We start from the raw sequence: 16,171 nt of genomic DNA, 5'->3' as shown, positions 1-16,171 counted from the left end.
ATAGGCCGGGCGAGTGGCTGCCTGCCGGTAGAATATCGACCTATGCAGCAAGATAACCAGCCTGAATTCTGTTTTCACTGTGGCGAAACCGTGGCCGAGGCCGACCGGTTGCCGCCACGCTACCCCGTGACCTATGGGCAGTCCAAGCGCGCGACCTGCTGCACAGGTTGCCAGGCGGTGGCGCAGACCATATTGCAAAGCGGCCTGGCCAGCTATTACGAGCAGCGTGAGAAGCCAGCCGACAGGGCAGCGCCCCTACCCGAAGAACTGCTGGCGCAGCTACGGCTATACGATAGCCCTGAGCTGCAGGCCAGCTTTGTGAAGCTGGAACCGGGCGACAGGCGCGAGGCGGCGCTGATACTGGAGGGCATTACCTGTTCTGCTTGCATCTGGCTGAATGAGCGCCATCTGCTGAGCCTGCCGGGTGTGCTGGAAGCCAATGTCAACTACACCACCCATCGTGCCCGTGTCTGCTGGGATAACAGCCGGGTGCAGCTGTCGCAAATATTGCTGGCGGTGGCCGATATCGGTTACCGCGCCCATCCCTATGACCCTGGCCGGCAGGAGGCACTGCGGCAGAAGGAGCGCAAGGGGGCGATAGCCAGGCTGTGGATAGCCGGGCTGTCGATGATGCAGGTGATGATGTACGCCGTGCCGGTCTATCTGGCGGAGCCAGGTGAAATAGGTCCGACCTGGCTGAACCTGATGCAATGGGCCAGCCTGCTACTGACACTGCCGGTGGTGCTGTATGCCTGCCAGACGTTTCACCAGGGCGCCTGGCGCGATCTGAAGCGGGGCCGGCTGGGTATGGATGCGCCGGTGGTGCTGGGTGTCTGGGCGGCGTTTATCGCCAGTTGCTGGGCCACGGTCACGCGGCAGGGAGAGGTCTATTTCGATTCGGTGTCGATGTTTGTCTTCCTGCTGCTGGGCGGCCGCTTTCTGGAGGGCATGGCCCGGCGCAAGGCGGGGGAGGCGGCGGAGTCGTTGATCAAGCTATTGCCGGCCTTTGCCCATAGGTTGGCCGGCTGGCCCGCAGGGCGCGATGTGGAAGCAGTGCCGGTGGCCCGGTTGGCGGTAGGCGATGTATTGCTGGTGAAGCCCGGCGAGCGCTACCCGGCTGATGCACAGGTACTGGAGGGCGAGGGCGAGGCGGACGAAGCCTTGCTGACCGGCGAGGCCAGGGCAGTGCCCAAGCAACCGGGCGCAGCGGTCATAGGCGGTGCGGTGAATGGTGGTACGCCGCTGGTGGTGCGGGTGGCGCGCATAGGCCAGGAGACGCAGCTGGCAGGGATAGTCCGGCTGCTGGACCGCGCATTGGCCGAGAAGCCGCAGCTGGCCTTGCTGGCCGACCGGGTGGCGGGCTGGTTTGTGGCTGTGCTGCTGCTGGTGGCGGCGGCTGGTTGGTTCTGGTGGCATGTGCATGACCCCCTGCATGCGCTGCCCATCACGGTGGCCGTGCTGGTGATCTCTTGCCCATGTGCGCTTTCGCTGGCCACGCCGGCGGCATTGACGGCGGCCACCGGGCGTTTGGCGCAGGCAGGTTTGCTGGTTACGCGCGGGCATGCGCTGGAGACGTTGGCCAGCGCGACCGATGTGGTATTCGACAAGACTGGCACCCTGACCCATGGCCGGCCGACGCTGCAGGCGGTGAAACTGCTGGTGGCCGACACTGGCGCGGGCGATGAGACGGCTTTGCGCGCCTTGGCTGCGCTACTGGAGGCCGCTTCGGAACACCCCATTGCGCATGCCTTGCGTGAGGGCATCGATACCACCGGGTTGGTGGCCAGCGATTACACCAATTACCCTGGTGGTGGGGTGGAAGCCAGCATGGGCGGCCAACGCTATCGCCTGGGGCGTGCCGACTTTGTGGCGACCTTTTGCAGCGCGCCACTGCCTGAGGAGGCGCAGGGCTGGCGCGACAAAGATACGGTGGTCTGGCTGGCAAGTGCCACGCAGTGGCTGGCAGGCTTTGCCTTGGGCGATGCCATACGGCCGGAGGCTGCGGCCTTGCTGGCGCAGTGCGAGGGGCTGACCACCCACGTGCTCAGCGGCGACGCACTGGGGCCGACGCAAGCCGTGGCGCAGACACTGGGGATAGCGCAGTTGAAGGCGGCGGCACTGCCTGCCGACAAGCTGTCCTATGTGCAGGCCCTACAGGCGCAAGGCCGGCGGGTGATCATGGTGGGCGATGGGGTCAATGATGCGCCGGTGCTGGCCGCCGCCAATGTTTCGGTGGCGGTGGGCGGCGGCGCCGAGGCTGCGCAGGCGGCGGGCGACCTGGTGCTGGTGGGCAAGCTGACGGCGCTGGGCGAGGGCCTGCAGGTGGCCAGGCAGACCCGCCGCATCATCCGCCAGAACCTGGCCTGGGCGCTGGGCTACAACCTGGTGGCGCTGCCTTTTGCATTGGCAGGCATGGTAACGCCGTGGCTGGCTAGCCTGGGCATGGCGGGAAGTTCGCTGCTGGTGGTGTGCAATGCGCTGAGGCTGGCGGCCAAGGGCAAGGCGGGGAGACAATAGGGCATGGATAGCCTTTATCTTCTTATTCCGCTCTCGGTCTTGGTAGCGGCTGGCGGCGGCCTGTTGTTCTGGTGGGCCAGCCGTTCTGGCCAGTTCGATGACCTCGAAGGGCCTGGCCATCGCATCTTGCATGATGACGACAAGCCGCCCGCGACTGACAAGGATGGCGATGCCGTCGACTAGCTGGGCTGGCTTGGCTGCGCTGATGTCTGGCGCCAGGGTTGCCCTGGCGCAGACCGTCAGCACCTATCACTGACTTAAGCTTATGACGGGCGCTCAGTTCCGTCTTTGCTTGGCTGCCTGGGCGGCTTCTTCTTCGCGCACATGTTTGCGGACAAACCAGGCGATATAGCTACCCATGACGATGATGGCCGTAATCACCGCCACGCTCATGATGCCGACGTCGCTCGACAGTAGGTCTTTGATGGCATTGCTCATGGTGCAGCTCTCCAAGGGTCGTGAGTACACCCCTATTAGGCGCTGCCGCAGCCATTGACGCTTTGACCTAACTCAAGCTTGCACGGCTTTGTGCTGCTCTGCCTGCATGGCGTGCGCCAGTCGGCCGATGATGCGTATGCCTTCCTCGATCTGGTTGCTGAGCGGGTAGCCGGCGTTCAGCCGAAGGCAGTTGGCAAAACTGCTGCCTAGGCTGAACAGGGCGCCCGGGGCAAAGGTGTGGCCGGTGGCAAGCACGCGGCGCTGCAGCTCGGCGGCATCGAGATTATCGGGCAACTCCAGCCACAGCATGAAGCCGCCGTCCCCACAGGCCATGCGCGTACCAACCGGGAAGTGCTCGATAACCATCTTGCGATAGGCCTGCATCTGGCTGGCCAGCCGGCTGCGCAGGCGCCGCATATGGGGCTCGAACTGCCCACCGGAGAGCAGGGCTGCCATAGTGTGTTGGATAAGCGCAGGCACGGGCTCGCCATGTACTACCTGGCTGGCGGCCAGTGTTAGCCGGTGGCGGCCGGCGGCGATATAGCCTATGCCCAAGCCGGGGCTGACCAGGGTGGAGAGCTCACCGCAGTACAGTACGTTATCGTGGCGATCGTAGGCTTTGATGGGCCTGGGCCGTTGTTCGCCGTGGTTGAGGTCACCAAAGGTATCGACTTCGATCAGCGGTATCCCATGGCGCTGGGCCAACTCGACCAGCCTGGCCTTCTCGCTCTCTGGCATGCGGCTGCCGGTGGGGCTGGGAAAGTTGGCGTTGATGATGCAGGCTGCGGGCCTGTTGTGCTGCAGGGCGTGGGCCAGTGCGTCGACAGACAGGCCGTCGCAGGGGTGGGCCGGTATCTCGAGCGCGTGCAGTCCCAGGCCTTCCAGCATCTCCAGCACCCGTAGCGGGCCTGGCGTCTGTATGGCAACGAGGTCGCCAGGCCTGGACAGCAGGCGCAGGCAGAGGTCGGTGGCCTCGGTATCGCCATGGGTGACAATGATCTCGTCGGGTTGAAAGTTGCAGCCGAGTATCAGCGAGCGCCGGGCCAACTGCTCGCGCAGGCTGGGTTCGCCGCCATAGCTGGCACGGTTGAGAAGTTGCGGATCGCGCTGTAATTGCTGCACCAGCAGTTTCTTGACCTGTGCCAGGGGGAACAGCTCATCTGCAATGGCCGACATGCCCAGCCAGGGGTGGGCGACCTCTTCGGTAAATTCGATCACCAGCTTGCGGTGCCCTTCGAGCTGTATGGCAGTAGCCAGCGTGGGCTCGGCGCATTGGCTGGGTGGGGCAAAGCGGCGGCTGTGCTGGCGCACGAAAAACCCTAGGCGCGGGCGGGCTTCTATCAGACCGGCGTCTTCCAGCAGATGCAGGGCATGGGTGACAGTGGCGGGGCTGACTGTGTGCAGGGTGCATAGCTGCCGTACCGAGGGCACGCGGCTGCCCGGCTGCAGCACACCGGCGTGGATGCGGTTGGCCAGGTCGTCAGCCAGGTTCTGGTAGCGTGTGGTCATCGAGGTCTACATCGTTGTGCCTGTCCGCATCATAGATTCTATGCGCGGCTGGGTATCGGTACAGCCAGTGGGAAGCTGGGTAGGCACAGGCCTGGATATATGTATTCTGTATCTATTCAGAATAGAATCTCTGCATCTTACCGGCACAGAGCTGCCTTCCTAGACTGGCGCCTTGGATCATGCCAAGGAGCGCAGCATGCAGCAAAGTGGAATGAGCGATAAATGGGACGGTTTGAGGGACGGTGATGCATTGCCGGCTGAGAGGAATGAGACTCGGCCACTTGATGCGGATGAGCGCACGCCGGCTGTAATGGGAGAGCAGCTCGCCTGTCGTCGGGCCGAGTTGGGCTTGGGCATGCTGTAACCCGACTGTGCGGCCCTTGTCGCGCTATCAGACAATGCAGGAGTCCACCGTGATGGCTGGTGGCTCGCCGGCCTGGGTGAACCGGCGGTAGAGCAAGTAGGCGCCGTAGTAATAGGTTTCACGCACCAGGAAACCCGCCTGGCTGGATAGACCGGTGTAGCGTGTGCTGGGTGTCGGTGAGGGGGAGGCCGGCAACCCCAGGTCTTGTGCCATGCTGATGGCGCGGCGCATATGCAGCGGATCGCTGACCAGCAGTACTCGGTTGAGCTTGCGCTGTGCTACCCATGGCTTGACGCCTTGCAGGTTCTCCAGCGTGACGGTGGAGTGCTGCTCGCAGACCATGGCGTGCAGGGGCACGCCTTGTGCCAGCGCATACCGGCTGCCAACAATGGATTCGGGCGGCTCGTCCCGGCTGCCACGGCCGCCAGTGAAGACGATCAGGCGGACCTGGCCAGTCCGGTAGAGGTGGATGGCATGGTTGAGCCTTTCGCGAAACACCGGCGAGGGCTGCATACCCCAGGTGGCGGCGCCCAGCACGATGGCGGCGTCGGCAGGGTGTGTATCGCTGACACGCGCATAGCTCGCGATCATCACGCCGAGCGTGATGGGCCAAGCCAGCAGGAGTAGCAGGATGAGCAAGGCGGTGCGGCGTAATCGGGATCGCTGGCGATAGGGGCGCATGGCTAGGAGGGGTGGGTGGCTGGCTGAGACAGGTAGCCGACCAGTTGTCGCCACTGTGCCAGCTTGAGGTCATAGGCCATGGTGTGGGCCGGACTGCTGGAGGGCAGGGCCAGGCAGGGTAGCGATATGCCTTGCTGGACCAGCTGTTTTTGCCCCAGCCTGGCAGCAGTACCGCCATTGAAGGCAATCTGGGCCAGGGTTGGCAGGCTGGTCAGCAGATGGGCCAGGTCGTTCTGGGCGTGCTTGCGTATGGCGGCATCCAGACTGCCAGTGCGCTCGGCCTCGGCTATCACATCCCATAGGCCCACACCGTGCTGCAGCAAGGTCGCCAGGCGCTGATCATACGGCATGGCGGCCAGTGGCTCATCCAGCACGGCGCCCATCAGGCGCCAGAATTGATTCTGCGGATGGGCATAGTAGCGGCTGGCCTTGAGTGAGGCCTCGCCAGGCAGGCTGCCCAGTATCAGCAGGCGGGTGTGGTTATCGACTATTGGCGGCAGGCAGCGTTTGCGTTCGCTCATGGCGTGCTCTGGAATAATTCCAACTGGCGCAGCAGGGCTTTTTCTTCTTCAAAGCGTACCCCGACGCCCAATAGCCGTACCGGTCTACGTTGCCGTGCCCAACCCTCTGCAAGCAGTGCCTGCCACACCTCATCGGCGGGGTGGGTGGATATGCATTCGACAGTGGTGTGACTGAAGTCGTCAAAGCGTATCTTGACGAAGGCCTTGTAGGGCAAGGGAGCATCCTTGGCCCGGGCCAGTCGCTCGCGGAAATCGGCAATCAGGGCCTGTAGTTCGGTGCGGCAGGCGTCAAGGTCGCGTAAGTCCTGGACGTAGGTGGTTTCGACCGATAGGGATTTGCGAGGCTGGTCGTTGCTGACGGGGCGCTCATCATGGCCGCGGCAGAGTTCATACAGGCGTTGGCCAAAACGCCCGAAATGGCGGGTGAGTTTTTCCAGTGGCCAGTCGCGCAGATCGGCACAGCTTTGGGCGCCCAGTTCATTGAGTTTGGCCGCCGTGACCTTGCCGACACCGAACAGCTTGCCGACCGGCAGTGCGGCGACGAAGGCGTCGGCCTCGTGCGGGCGGACGACGAACTGGCCGTCCGGCTTGTTCCAGTCGCTGGCGACCTTGGCAATGAACTTGTTGGCAGCAATGCCGGCGGAGGCGGTGATGCCGACCTCGGCACGGATGCGATCACGGATGGCAAGCGCCATGCGGGTGGCGCTGTTCTGGAAATGCGGGGCGTGGGTGACATCAAGATAGGCTTCATCCAGCGATAGCGGCTCGATCAGCTCGGTGAAATCGCGGTAGATGGCATGGATCTGGCGTGAGGCTGCGCGGTAGGCATCGAATCGGGGTGGCAACAGGATCAAGCCTGGGCAGCGCTTGATTGCCTGGCTGGTCGCCATGGCGGAGCGCACGCCAAAGCGGCGCGCTTCGTAATTGCAGGTGGCGATCACCCCACGCGTCTCGGCCCTGCCGCCAACGGCGACGGGCTTGCCCCGTAGGCTGGGGTCGTCGCGCGTTTCCACCGATGCGTAGAAGCAGTCGCAATCGATATGGATGATTTTACGCTGGGTGCCTGTCATGGCCGACGTGCCTGTTGCCTGGACGAATTGGAGAACGTTCGTATTCTCGCTGAGCCTGCGCTGCCGGCCAAGGGCCATGGCGCAGGCTGAGGCGCTCATTGATGACTTGAAGTCATCACCGGCCCTCAAAATCCATACTTATGCTGCAGGGCCTCGATGGTGGCGTGTTCGGTCTTGATAAAACGATCGAACTCGGCAATCAGCTTAGGGTGGCGGATGCTGGAGAGATAGTACTGGCTGTCCTGAATGGGCATATGCTTGGGATCGGGTACCAGGGCCTGCTGGATGCCCATGTGCAGCAGATGATAGCGCCCTACCTGCAGGGCCATGTTGGCGCCATCGACGCGGCCCAGCAGGGTCATGCGCAGCAGGTTGGCCGGGCCTGGTGCCTCTTCCACCTTGATCTGGCCGGCTTCGACTTCGGCCAGGTACTTCCAGGGCGTAAAGCCGCGCACCATGCCCAACGTGCGCATGGGTAGCCCCAGGCGGGCAGGTTGGACCAGGATCACGTCCTGGAAGGTCAGGGTGGGTGCCGAGTAGTGGACCTGCCTGCCCTGCTTCTGTGCCTTGCCCCAGCGCGGATGATCGGGGTACACCAGATCGACCCGATCACGCACATGGTAGGGCGTGATGCGTTTGATCGGCAGTGGCAGGTAGGTGAACTGGTGGCCGCTGTGTCGGGCAAACAGGTCCAGTAGCTCGCGGGCGTAGCCACGGTACTGTCCGTCTGCCGTACTGTAGATGGGGAAGTAGTCGACATCCTCGACGGCGATGGTATAGCTGGCGGCGGTGACCTGGCAGGCCATCAGGTAGGTAGCGCCAGCTATCCAGGCACGCATGGCATCAGGCCTGTGTGCGTGCCTTGACCATCTTGACCAGGCGCTCGAACAGGCCGATGTCCTGTTCGTTCTTGAGCAAGGCACCGGAGAGAGGTGGCAGCCCATTGCCTGCGCGGAGTGACGTGGGTGGCACCTGATCCGCCAATAGCAGCTTGAGCCAGTCTATCAGCTCTGAGGTCGACGGCTTCTTCTTGAGGCCGGGCATGTCGCGCAAGGCGTAGAACAGTTCCATGGCTTCGCTCAGCAGTTCCTGATGCAGCTGCGGGAAATGCACATCCACGATCTGCCGCATGGTGTCCTTGTCAGGGAAGCGGATGTAGTGGAAGAAACAGCGGCGCAGGAAGGCGTCTGGTAGTTCCTTCTCATTGTTGCTGGTGATGATGATGATGGGGCGATGCTGGGCGGTGATGGTCTGGCGGGTTTCATAGACATCGAAGGCCATGCGATCCAGCTCGCGCAGCAGGTCGTTGGGGAATTCGATGTCGGCTTTGTCGATCTCGTCTATCAGCAGCACGGCCTGCTGTCCGCTCTCGAAGGCTTCCCACAGTTTGCCGCGCACGATGTAGTGGGCAATATCGTTGACCCGTGGGTCGCCCAGTTGGCCGTCGCGCAGGCGCGATACCGCATCGTATTCGTACAGGCCTTGCTGGGCCTTGGTGGTGGACTTGATATGCCAGCTGATCAGCGGGGCGTTCAGGCTGCGGGCGATTTCTTCGGCCAGCAGGGTCTTGCCGGTACCCGGCTCTCCCTTGATCAACAGGGGGCGTTGCAGGGTAATGGCGGCATTGACAGCCAGCATCAGGTCTGGCGTGGCGATATAGCTGTCGGTACCGGTAAAGCGTGGGGCAGAACTCATGCGTGCATCCTGTGTTGGCACCTGCCATGGGGCAGGTTCTGTAAGATGCCGCGATTTTACGGGCAGAGCTGGCCTGGCTGCCAACTCTGCCTGCATGGAGCGCTTATAAAGCGCTGCTTACTTGGCGTAAGCGGCTTCGATATCGTCCAGCGACAAGTGCCAGCGATCCAGCATATGGGCATAGATGGCCAGTTCCGGTTCAGAGATCGAGCGGTCTGCCTTGGCCATATCCAGTGCCAGGGTGGCGACCAGCAGCTGCTTCTTGGGTTCGGTCACGGTATCGAGCAGGTCATCCACCCGTTGCCGGTCGACCAACTGGATACGGCCTTCGTCGTCAGCCTCATCGCTAAGGTCGTTGCAGTAGGCATGCAGCACTTCGATAAAGCGGGTGCGGCTGATATCGAGTGCTTCGTAGATATGCAGGGTTTCCAGGCTATCAATCTCGCGCGGGTCGAGATTGCCGTCACTCATCATCAGCATCACCAGCAGGCGAGCCATGGATTCGGGGCTGTTGGCGGGGTATTTCTTCATCATCGCATGTGCTCCTGCTCGTTCTCGGTTTTGTAACAGCGATCAAACAGCCGGGACGGGATGCCCCAGGGCGTTCAGGAATTCGGCCGGTACGGCGGCCAGCTTCTTGTTCTGGTAATCGAAAAATACCACGCCTGTCTTGGCATGGAGTACTTCACGGCCATCGGATTGCTGGCGGAAGCGGTAGTAGAGGTCACAGCCATACTTGCTGAACTCGTCGGCAGTGACTTCGGCGACCAGGGTTTCGCCCCAGAATGCCTGGTTCTTGTAGACCAGTACGGCATCGGTTTGAATCAATCCGTAACCGGCGATGTCCAACTCGCTGAAGCCCAGCGATCGCAGAAACCGCAGCCTTGCCTCATGGGCCAGGGTGAGCGCTGAATCGTTGCCCAGATGACCACCGTAGTTGATGTGGCCTATGCCTATCTCGATCAGGGTGGAGTAGGGGAAATGCTCGGGCAGATCCAGTTTTACGCGGGCCATCTATCGATCATCTGCTAGGTTCTTGTGCCGAGTGTAAGCCTCGCTGCGGTCTATCGGCAACCGCAGGGCTATAGTGAGTGAGTGGATGTATCTGTGCTGCATCTGAGGGGAGGGGTGACATCATGTATCAACGCATACTGGTACCGGTGGACGACAGTGAGACATCAAGACAGGCCTTGGTGGAGACCACCCGCTTTTGCTGCGAGCAGCATGGCAAGACCCGCTTGGTGCATGTGATCGATCTGGCGCAGTTCACGTGGGGAGGGGCTGAGTTCGTGGATGTGGGTGAATTGCAGACCAACCTGCGGGAAAACGGCCGTAAGGTGCTGGAGAGCGCACATGCCCTGCTGCAGGGAAATGGCGTGGAAACCGAGACGGCGATGATAGAAATCTGGGGGGGGTCGATTGCTACTGCCCTGATCGGCGACGCGAGGAGCTGGCAGGCTGATATCATCATCATGGGTTCGCATGGCTGGACCGGTCTCGATCATCTGCTGATGGGCAGTGTCGCAGAAGGGGTGATCAGGCATGCGCCCGTGCCGATTCTTCTTTTTCCCATCAAGCGCCAGAAATAAGTGTCTGAATCTACCCTCAAACCACTCGTGCCCTTGGCGGTGACTGATCATCGCCGTGACATATTGGGCTTCAAGTACATCTACCCAGTGGTTTCCCGTCGTGCGGGTGGCGTCTCGGTGGGCATCAACCTGAATCCCAATAATGCCTGTAACTGGCGCTGCGTATATTGCCAGGTACCTGAGTTGGTACGCGGCAATGCACCGGTGTTGGATCTGGCGCAACTGGCCGATGAGCTGGATGCGATGCTGGAGGAGATCGTGCATGGCGATTTCATGCAGCGTAGCGTGCCGGAAGAGGCGCGCCGGCTGAATGACCTGGCCCTCTCTGGCAATGGTGAGCCGACCTCCAGCAAGCAGTTCGGTGAGGTGGTGGATCTGCTCGGCGATGCCATGCGGCGTTTTGGTTTGCTGGGGCAGATCAAGTTGGTGCTGATTACCAATGGCAGCCAAATGTACAAGCCTGCGGTGCAAGCGGCACTTGCCCGTCTGGCGGCATTGGGGGGGGAGGTGTGGTTCAAGTTTGACCGGGCACCGGTGGCGGGATATAGCGAGGTCAACCAGATTGCCTTGAGCGAGGCACAGGTCGTGCGTCACTTGAAGGCCGCCACGGCGCATTGTCCGACCTGGTTGCAGACATGCATGTTTGCCACGGATGGGTTGCCACCCTCAGAGGAGGAGCAGCGGGCTTGGCTGGACCTGGTGCAAGCAGCATGTGCGGAAGGCGCAAAACTTGAGGGGGTGCTGCTGTATGGATTGGCAAGGCCCTCTACCCAGCCGGAAGCCCCCCGCTTGAGCCGCCTGCCAGAGGCCTGGATGCAGGCTTTCGCTGACCGCATTGCGGCTTTGGGGCTGGCGGTGAAACTTAGCCTCTAGCTTGGGGCTGAAAAAGCAAAACGCGCACCGGAAGGTGCGCGTTCTACTTTTCGGATGGTAGGTCCGGCTTACTGGCCTTCGAGCTCACCTTCTGGGCGTGCTTTGACGGCTTTTTGCAGGCTTTTGTACAGATCAGGGTGGTTCTCCTTGAGATACTCGATAATTTCGAAGTCCTCACGGCGTACCCGGGTCAAATCTACTTGCTCCACATGTACCAGACGCAACAGCTCCTTGACGGGCTTGGGCATGTTGCGGCCGCTCTCATAGCGGGAGCCACCGCTTTGTGTCACGCCGATCTTGGTCCAGAACTCTTGCTGGTTCAGGCCCAATTTGCGACGCACATCGCGGGGGTTGAACATCTTGTCGAATAATTTCATGGCGGTCGTCCGCAATCCTGTTATATCGGTCTGTCATGCCGGCCACATTGGCCGATATGTCGAATGCCGGTGCTGGCTGTAAATGCCAGTCTGACGCCAAACTAGCTGCTTGGTTCATGCCCCCCTGCAGTCGGCATACATCCTTAGTCTAGCGCAATGCAATTTTACTGCGACTCTGCGCTATGCGCGAGGCATGTTGCAATGCGACGCTGCTTATGCCAGCCATTTTGACATCAAAACCACCTGTTTGTCCTTTACAAACAACAGCATTTGTAAAATTTATCAGCGTCATGCGAATTTTGTATTGGACGATAAATTTTTCGAACGGTAGTCTTAAAGCAAAATTTAGGCAGCAAATTGCCCAGCCCGGATTTTTGTTACTAATCACACGGCCTGTCTAGGCAAGTTGCCTGAGGCGAGGATGATCCTTTCCTGCTGCTGCTGGGCGTGCAGTACTGAGCCTGTGAGGGCAAAATTTTCCGCGACGGTATGATATATCTAATATTCTCTTAGTGACTGACTTTGTTAGGGTTATCCCCTAGTTTTTGTGGGGTGAAACTACCGGCGTGTTTGTTAGACTCGACGGTTTTGATGGATCAGCAACGGGCCTGCCGGGCCAGAAGCGACAAGGTATGAGCACACTGGTTGACAAGATAGTTCAGGAAATCCGCGATGATATCTTCCGGGGTGGCCTGGCTCCGGGCGAGCCCTTGAAGCAGGTGGAGCTGGCCAATCGCTATGGTGTCAGCCCCATTCCCCTGCGAGAGGCCTTGCAGCGCTTGCAGGTGGAAGGCTTGGTCGAGTATTTCGCTTACCGTGGTGCCATTGTGGCGCGGATGCGCAAGGGCGAAGCCGCGGACATCGCGGATATCCGCAACGCGCTGGAGGCGCTGGCTTTCCAGATTGCCATGCCGACGATGGACGAGGCGCTGATTTCCAGCCTGGAAGCGATTACCAATGAACTGGAATCGCCACGTGGTTTGGATGCCAGTTTCTTCATGGAGCGCCTGCATCACTACTATGCGGTGTTGCTGTCCAAGTCCAATAGACCGCTGCTGCTGGACATGATACAGACCAACCTCAAGCGCGCTACCCGCTATTATGCGGAGGTCGTGCGCATTACTGATGGCCAACGCCCAGCAGATGCGCCATCGCGCCATACCTATATCGCTGCGCTGAGGGCTGGGGATGTGGGCTTGCTGGAGCAGCACATGCAGCGCCTGCATGCGGCATATGTCAGTTTTATCGAGGCGAACTTCGAAGACTGAATGGTTGCTCCACAAATCAACAAAGCCGGCATAGCCGGCTTTGTTGATTTGTGGACTTGGCGATCAATGCTCGTTCTCGGCATTGAGCCAGTGATCAAGCTGATCTAGTGTGTAGTAGAGTTTGTCGATGGAGGTGTCGGGTTCTGGCTTATCGTCGAACTTGCGCCAGTAGCGAGCATGCGCCTTGCGCGATAGCCAGCGATCCTCTTCCAGAGCCTCCCTGTTCAGGCTGACGCCATGGCGGGCCAGGATGGGTTCCAGCTCGTCGGCACGGCGGCGCAAATCCTCGCGGGTGTGCTGGTAGGCGTGCTCGCACATATTCTCCCGATCGGAGTAGCTGAATACGTTGGAGAAGAAGATTTCTTCATCGCCGTGGCTGGGCTCGAACAGTACGACGTCCGCACCTTCGTAAGTATTGGCGTAACGCTGCATGCCAACGCGCATGCGCGAATGGATGATGGATCGGAAGGTTTGCGATAATACGACGGGCAAACCGCCACGCATCAGGCGATCACGGGTATTGGGGTGCCCATGCGGTGCCAGGCGGGCATCGAACGGCACGATGGGATTGATGCAGATGACCAGCTGGGCGGCTTCATCAAGACTGATGGATGTGTGCAAGGTCTTCTTCAGTGCGCCATCCACATAATGATCGCCATCGATCTCTACTGGCGGAAACAGGCCGGGCAGGGCTGCTGAGGCTTGTACGGCCTTGGAGATGGGTACGTGGTCGTGGCCACGCCCGCCGAATTTGACTGAGCGGCCCGTATCGAGGTCGGTGGCGACGATATAGAGCTTGGTCTTGAGTGCGCGAAAATCGTTGGTGCGGCCACCGCTGGTAAAGACGCGATTGAGGAAGTGGTCAATTTCGCTATTGTCGAACAGGCCGGTAGGTATGGCGTGAGACAGTTGCATGAATGCGCCGGTCAGGCCAACTTCTCGCGGATGGGTGATGAAATCCCAGAACGAATCCAGCAACAGCTCGGGTATGGCCATCGCCCGGCGGAAGTACTCGCGGTAGGCGGGCCGCAGGAACTGATCCGGCTCGAATGGAATATCGCGCGAGTCATTAGTGATGAAGATGCGGTACATCTCGCTTGGAGAGATGCCGTTGGCCAGCGCTGCCGAGATAAACCCCCCCGCGCTGACGCCGACATAGACATCCAGGTCGGTGAAGTCCATGCCTACCAGGGCCTCATCCAGCGCGCATAGGGCGCCTACCTCGTAGATGGCGCCTAAGGGGCCGCCTGCGGCCAGGTTGAGGCCGATCTGCGGCTTGATGGGTTTACGCGTGGCGCGTGGCATGGTGCTACTCCGGGGAGGCGGGGCGTGGATTGTAGAGCAATTGCTTGGTTAACCACTATGGGTAGATACCAACGCTTATTGCGCTATGCCAGGTTCTGGTGGAATGCCCCTGCGGTGAGCACAAATCCATTCCAGCAGAATCCAGCAAAACGGGGCGGGCGTTCAACGCACCGCCCCGTCTAGGCTGTATTGACCTGATTAGGCCTTGGCAGCGGCGGCCTTGGCTTCCGGCTTGGCTTCTTCAGCCTTGGCGGCGGGCTTGGCGGCTTGCTTCTTCAGCAGCTCATTGACGCTCTTGTTCAGTTCGTCGATGCGCTTGTTCAGGTCGGCCAGATCCTTGTTGCTGGGCACGCCCAGTGCGTTCAGGGCGCGGGCAACGCGGTCTTGGAACACTTGTTCCAGCTTGTCCCAGGTTTCGGTAGCTTTGCTGGTTACGGCCACAACTTTCTCCTCAGCCGACTTGCGGCTCTTTTCTTCAACTTGCTTGCCGGCTTCGACCAGGCCGTCGAATGCCTTGACGCCTTCACCTTGGGCCTTGGCGAAAGCGCCCAGGCCGGCCAGCCAAATCTGGTTGGCGGATTCAAGGATGACGTGGGCGTATTGTTTCTCTTCGGTAGCTTTCTTCAGCGACTTTGCCATGATGGACTCCTAGTTCTAAAAGTGGAAAACAAAAAACTTGAAATGGTGGGCGCGTTGCGCCGAACTTGCGTTACTCCCAAGCACCGCTCTGGCTGGCGGCTCTTATAATCGACCACCAGAATGCTTGCTTGGCGACCTGTGTTGGAATGAATTATCGCGAGGTAGTTGCGCTAAGTGCCAGTTTTTTATCGGTTTTTTCTTTTGTCGTCTGGTGTCGAAACCACACTGTCGTATCATCGCAACGTCGTAGTTCCGCCCCTTTGGGGTGCAATCGCTTGCTGCAACGGGCTTTCTGCAGATGCGTTTGCGCCACGCTGTAGGATTTTTGCCAATCACTTTTTTGCCACAGCATGCCCGCCATACCTGATGAAGAGATAGTCCAAAGTGGCCTGAGCCGTCCTCGTTACCTGCTGGCACGCTGGCAGGCAGATCGGCTGGCGGTGACCTATGCCGACCTAAGGGAAAGCGAGCGCTATGCCCAGGCGACGGCTTTTTTTCTGAGTGACCTCTACGGTCCTAAGGATTTCTCCAAGCGCGACCAGGATGGCGAGCGCATCGTTGGCAAGATGCGGGCCTTGCTGCCAGCCCGGGCGATGGCGGCGATTCAGAGTGCGCTGCACCTCAATCGACTGAGTCATGAGTTGGATGCGGCTATGGCGGTGCAGCTATTCGACGAGATGGGCTTGTTGGCCATTGATGCCTCCAGCTATGCCGAGGCTTACCGTCGCTGCGGCCTGGAGGCAAGGCGCGAGCAGATTGACCTAGTGGACAACCTGGGGCATGAGCTGGATGCGGTGGTGCAGAAGCCATTGGTACAACTGGCGCTGAAGTTGGCGCATGGGCCGGCGCATATCGCCGGTTTGGGTGAGCTGCAGGATTTCCTGGAGCGTGGCGTGGCGGCATTCCTGCATATGAAGGGTGCAGATGAGTTCCTGGCGACCATCCGTGAGCGCGAAACGCGAATACTGGAGCGGATTGCCGCGCGCGAGCAGGATCCATTCCGTTGAACGCGTGCTGTTGCGAATGATTGCAGGACTTGAGATTTGCCATTTACGCTTTGCTCATGCTATTTGCGCGTTCACTAAACTTATATAAGCAAATTTCGACCACCACACGCTCGAACGCCCCGCTTGCGGGGCGTTTTGCCTGGTTTTTTGGGTTTTCTCGGTTTTTTTGCAGGGCGTGATGTTCCGCCGCACGCGAGTTGGCGCGGGTTTTGGTTGGGAAGCGATAAAAAGAGGGTGTTGCGGAGATATTACAGATCAGCGACTTAGGCGTGTTGGTGCGGAAAGTAGCGGAATTTTGCGGAGGAGGTGTTGACGGGT

19 protein-coding genes are annotated in these 16,171 nt (G+C 60.3%); 6 read left to right on the top strand and 13 right to left on the bottom strand.

Annotated features, from left to right (window positions below):
- Positions 1 to 42 precede the first annotated feature (42 nt).
- Both QWZ03_RS00095 and ccoS read left to right on the top strand, forming a co-directional pair.
- A complete protein-coding gene (locus tag QWZ03_RS00095; protein ID WP_290330859.1) occupies positions 43 to 2,517 on the top strand; it encodes a heavy metal translocating P-type ATPase in 2,475 nt (824 codons plus the stop codon).
- 3 nt (positions 2,518 to 2,520) lie between these two features.
- Positions 2,521 to 2,700: a cbb3-type cytochrome oxidase assembly protein CcoS gene (gene ccoS, locus QWZ03_RS00090; protein ID WP_284197669.1), complete on the top strand. Its 180-nt coding sequence runs from the start codon at positions 2,521 to 2,523 to the stop codon at positions 2,698 to 2,700.
- Positions 2,701 to 2,793: 93 nt separating this feature from the next.
- Here the strand turns inward: ccoS and QWZ03_RS00085 are convergent, their stop codons facing one another.
- From QWZ03_RS00085 to QWZ03_RS00045, 9 genes are all read right to left on the bottom strand, one after another.
- Positions 2,794 to 2,955, bottom strand: coding sequence for a DUF3149 domain-containing protein (locus QWZ03_RS00085; protein WP_284197668.1), 162 nt, complete (start codon positions 2,953 to 2,955; stop codon positions 2,794 to 2,796).
- 72 nt (positions 2,956 to 3,027) lie between these two features.
- Complete coding sequence (locus QWZ03_RS00080) at positions 3,028 to 4,464, bottom strand: aminotransferase-like domain-containing protein (protein ID WP_290330858.1); 1,437 nt, start codon at positions 4,462 to 4,464, stop codon at positions 3,028 to 3,030.
- A 391-nt stretch (positions 4,465 to 4,855) separates the two neighbouring features.
- Complete coding sequence (locus QWZ03_RS00075) at positions 4,856 to 5,509, bottom strand: YdcF family protein (protein ID WP_290330857.1); 654 nt, start codon at positions 5,507 to 5,509, stop codon at positions 4,856 to 4,858.
- A 2-nt stretch (positions 5,510 to 5,511) separates the two neighbouring features.
- Positions 5,512 to 6,030 carry a DNA-deoxyinosine glycosylase gene (locus QWZ03_RS00070; RefSeq protein ID WP_290330856.1) on the bottom strand — a complete coding sequence of 173 codons (519 nt, stop codon included), beginning with the start codon at positions 6,028 to 6,030 and terminating at the stop codon, positions 5,512 to 5,514.
- Positions 6,027 to 7,100: a DNA polymerase IV gene (gene dinB / locus QWZ03_RS00065; RefSeq protein ID WP_290330855.1), complete on the bottom strand. Its 1,074-nt coding sequence runs from the start codon at positions 7,098 to 7,100 to the stop codon at positions 6,027 to 6,029. The genes QWZ03_RS00070 and dinB overlap by 4 nt, the downstream gene beginning before the upstream one ends.
- A gap of 125 nt (positions 7,101 to 7,225) precedes the next feature.
- Entirely contained in the window at positions 7,226 to 7,939 is a 714-nt protein-coding gene (locus QWZ03_RS00060; protein WP_290330854.1) for a substrate-binding periplasmic protein, read from the bottom strand.
- A gap of 4 nt (positions 7,940 to 7,943) precedes the next feature.
- Positions 7,944 to 8,795: an AAA family ATPase gene (locus QWZ03_RS00055; protein WP_290330853.1), complete on the bottom strand. Its 852-nt coding sequence runs from the start codon at positions 8,793 to 8,795 to the stop codon at positions 7,944 to 7,946.
- A gap of 117 nt (positions 8,796 to 8,912) precedes the next feature.
- Positions 8,913 to 9,329, bottom strand: a complete 417-nt coding sequence (locus QWZ03_RS00050; RefSeq protein WP_284197661.1) for a tellurite resistance TerB family protein — start codon at positions 9,327 to 9,329, stop codon at positions 8,913 to 8,915.
- 39 nt (positions 9,330 to 9,368) lie between these two features.
- Positions 9,369 to 9,809 carry an acyl-CoA thioesterase gene (locus QWZ03_RS00045; protein ID WP_290330852.1) on the bottom strand — a complete coding sequence of 147 codons (441 nt, stop codon included), beginning with the start codon at positions 9,807 to 9,809 and terminating at the stop codon, positions 9,369 to 9,371.
- Positions 9,810 to 9,931: 122 nt separating this feature from the next.
- Here QWZ03_RS00045 and QWZ03_RS00040 point away from each other — a divergent pair, with 122 nt between their 5' ends.
- Both QWZ03_RS00040 and QWZ03_RS00035 read left to right on the top strand, forming a co-directional pair.
- Positions 9,932 to 10,384, top strand: coding sequence for a universal stress protein (locus tag QWZ03_RS00040; RefSeq protein WP_290330851.1), 453 nt, complete (start codon positions 9,932 to 9,934; stop codon positions 10,382 to 10,384).
- Positions 10,385 to 11,257 (top strand): radical SAM protein, encoded by an 873-nt coding sequence (locus QWZ03_RS00035; RefSeq protein WP_290330850.1) that lies wholly within the window; start codon positions 10,385 to 10,387, stop codon positions 11,255 to 11,257. It begins immediately after the preceding gene.
- A gap of 68 nt (positions 11,258 to 11,325) precedes the next feature.
- Here QWZ03_RS00035 and QWZ03_RS00030 read toward each other — a convergent pair whose 3' ends face one another.
- Positions 11,326 to 11,634, bottom strand: a complete 309-nt coding sequence (locus tag QWZ03_RS00030; RefSeq protein WP_290330849.1) for a helix-turn-helix domain-containing protein — start codon at positions 11,632 to 11,634, stop codon at positions 11,326 to 11,328.
- A 632-nt stretch (positions 11,635 to 12,266) separates the two neighbouring features.
- Between QWZ03_RS00030 and QWZ03_RS00025 the strand changes: the two genes are divergently transcribed.
- Positions 12,267 to 12,902: a GntR family transcriptional regulator gene (locus tag QWZ03_RS00025; RefSeq protein ID WP_284197656.1), complete on the top strand. Its 636-nt coding sequence runs from the start codon at positions 12,267 to 12,269 to the stop codon at positions 12,900 to 12,902.
- Between the two features lie 63 nt (positions 12,903 to 12,965).
- Here the strand turns inward: QWZ03_RS00025 and QWZ03_RS00020 are convergent, their stop codons facing one another.
- Both QWZ03_RS00020 and QWZ03_RS00015 read right to left on the bottom strand, forming a co-directional pair.
- The gene (locus tag QWZ03_RS00020; protein WP_284197655.1) at positions 12,966 to 14,207 is read right to left on the bottom strand and encodes a patatin-like phospholipase family protein; all 1,242 of its coding nucleotides are present in this window, start codon (positions 14,205 to 14,207) and stop codon (positions 12,966 to 12,968) included.
- A 198-nt stretch (positions 14,208 to 14,405) separates the two neighbouring features.
- Positions 14,406 to 14,846: a phasin family protein gene (locus QWZ03_RS00015; RefSeq protein ID WP_284197654.1), complete on the bottom strand. Its 441-nt coding sequence runs from the start codon at positions 14,844 to 14,846 to the stop codon at positions 14,406 to 14,408.
- Between the two features lie 350 nt (positions 14,847 to 15,196).
- Here QWZ03_RS00015 and QWZ03_RS00010 point away from each other — a divergent pair, with 350 nt between their 5' ends.
- Positions 15,197 to 15,853, top strand: a complete 657-nt coding sequence (locus QWZ03_RS00010; RefSeq protein ID WP_290330848.1) for a DUF8198 family protein — start codon at positions 15,197 to 15,199, stop codon at positions 15,851 to 15,853.
- Positions 15,854 to 15,896: 43 nt separating this feature from the next.
- Here the strand turns inward: QWZ03_RS00010 and QWZ03_RS00005 are convergent.
- Positions 15,897 to 16,171: hypothetical protein (locus QWZ03_RS00005; protein ID WP_290330847.1), on the bottom strand; the 275-nt coding region annotated here is incomplete at its 5' end.

This window comes from Chitinimonas viridis (genome assembly GCF_030409555.1).
Taxonomy (GTDB): domain Bacteria; phylum Pseudomonadota; class Gammaproteobacteria; order Burkholderiales; family Chitinimonadaceae; genus Chitinimonas; species Chitinimonas viridis.
Note: the sequence above shows the minus strand (reverse complement) of the source record. Positions and strands in the feature narration are given on the sequence as shown.

Excerpts from the sequence above, each read along its gene's own strand:
- QWZ03_RS00030 (WP_290330849.1), bottom strand. The coding sequence starts at position 11,634 with ATGAAATTATTCGACAAGATGTTCAACCCCCGCGATGTGCGTCGCAAA.
- QWZ03_RS00080 (WP_290330858.1), bottom strand. The coding sequence starts at position 4,464 with ATGACCACACGCTACCAGAACCTGGCTGACGACCTGGCCAACCGCATC.
- ccoS (WP_284197669.1), top strand. The coding sequence starts at position 2,521 with ATGGATAGCCTTTATCTTCTTATTCCGCTCTCGGTCTTGGTAGCGGCT.
- QWZ03_RS00040 (WP_290330851.1), top strand. The coding sequence starts at position 9,932 with ATGTATCAACGCATACTGGTACCGGTGGACGACAGTGAGACATCAAGA.
- QWZ03_RS00060 (WP_290330854.1), bottom strand. The coding sequence starts at position 7,939 with ATGCGTGCCTGGATAGCTGGCGCTACCTACCTGATGGCCTGCCAGGTC.
- dinB (WP_290330855.1), bottom strand. The coding sequence starts at position 7,100 with ATGACAGGCACCCAGCGTAAAATCATCCATATCGATTGCGACTGCTTC.
- QWZ03_RS00075 (WP_290330857.1), bottom strand. The coding sequence starts at position 5,509 with ATGCGCCCCTATCGCCAGCGATCCCGATTACGCCGCACCGCCTTGCTC.
- QWZ03_RS00095 (WP_290330859.1), top strand. The coding sequence starts at position 43 with ATGCAGCAAGATAACCAGCCTGAATTCTGTTTTCACTGTGGCGAAACC.
- QWZ03_RS00070 (WP_290330856.1), bottom strand. The coding sequence starts at position 6,030 with ATGAGCGAACGCAAACGCTGCCTGCCGCCAATAGTCGATAACCACACC.
- QWZ03_RS00025 (WP_284197656.1), top strand. The coding sequence starts at position 12,267 with ATGAGCACACTGGTTGACAAGATAGTTCAGGAAATCCGCGATGATATC.
- QWZ03_RS00050 (WP_284197661.1), bottom strand. The coding sequence starts at position 9,329 with ATGATGAAGAAATACCCCGCCAACAGCCCCGAATCCATGGCTCGCCTG.
- QWZ03_RS00015 (WP_284197654.1), bottom strand. The coding sequence starts at position 14,846 with ATGGCAAAGTCGCTGAAGAAAGCTACCGAAGAGAAACAATACGCCCAC.
- QWZ03_RS00020 (WP_284197655.1), bottom strand. The coding sequence starts at position 14,207 with ATGCCACGCGCCACGCGTAAACCCATCAAGCCGCAGATCGGCCTCAAC.
- QWZ03_RS00055 (WP_290330853.1), bottom strand. The coding sequence starts at position 8,795 with ATGAGTTCTGCCCCACGCTTTACCGGTACCGACAGCTATATCGCCACG.
- QWZ03_RS00085 (WP_284197668.1), bottom strand. The coding sequence starts at position 2,955 with ATGAGCAATGCCATCAAAGACCTACTGTCGAGCGACGTCGGCATCATG.
- QWZ03_RS00045 (WP_290330852.1), bottom strand. The coding sequence starts at position 9,809 with ATGGCCCGCGTAAAACTGGATCTGCCCGAGCATTTCCCCTACTCCACC.
- QWZ03_RS00010 (WP_290330848.1), top strand. The coding sequence starts at position 15,197 with ATGCCCGCCATACCTGATGAAGAGATAGTCCAAAGTGGCCTGAGCCGT.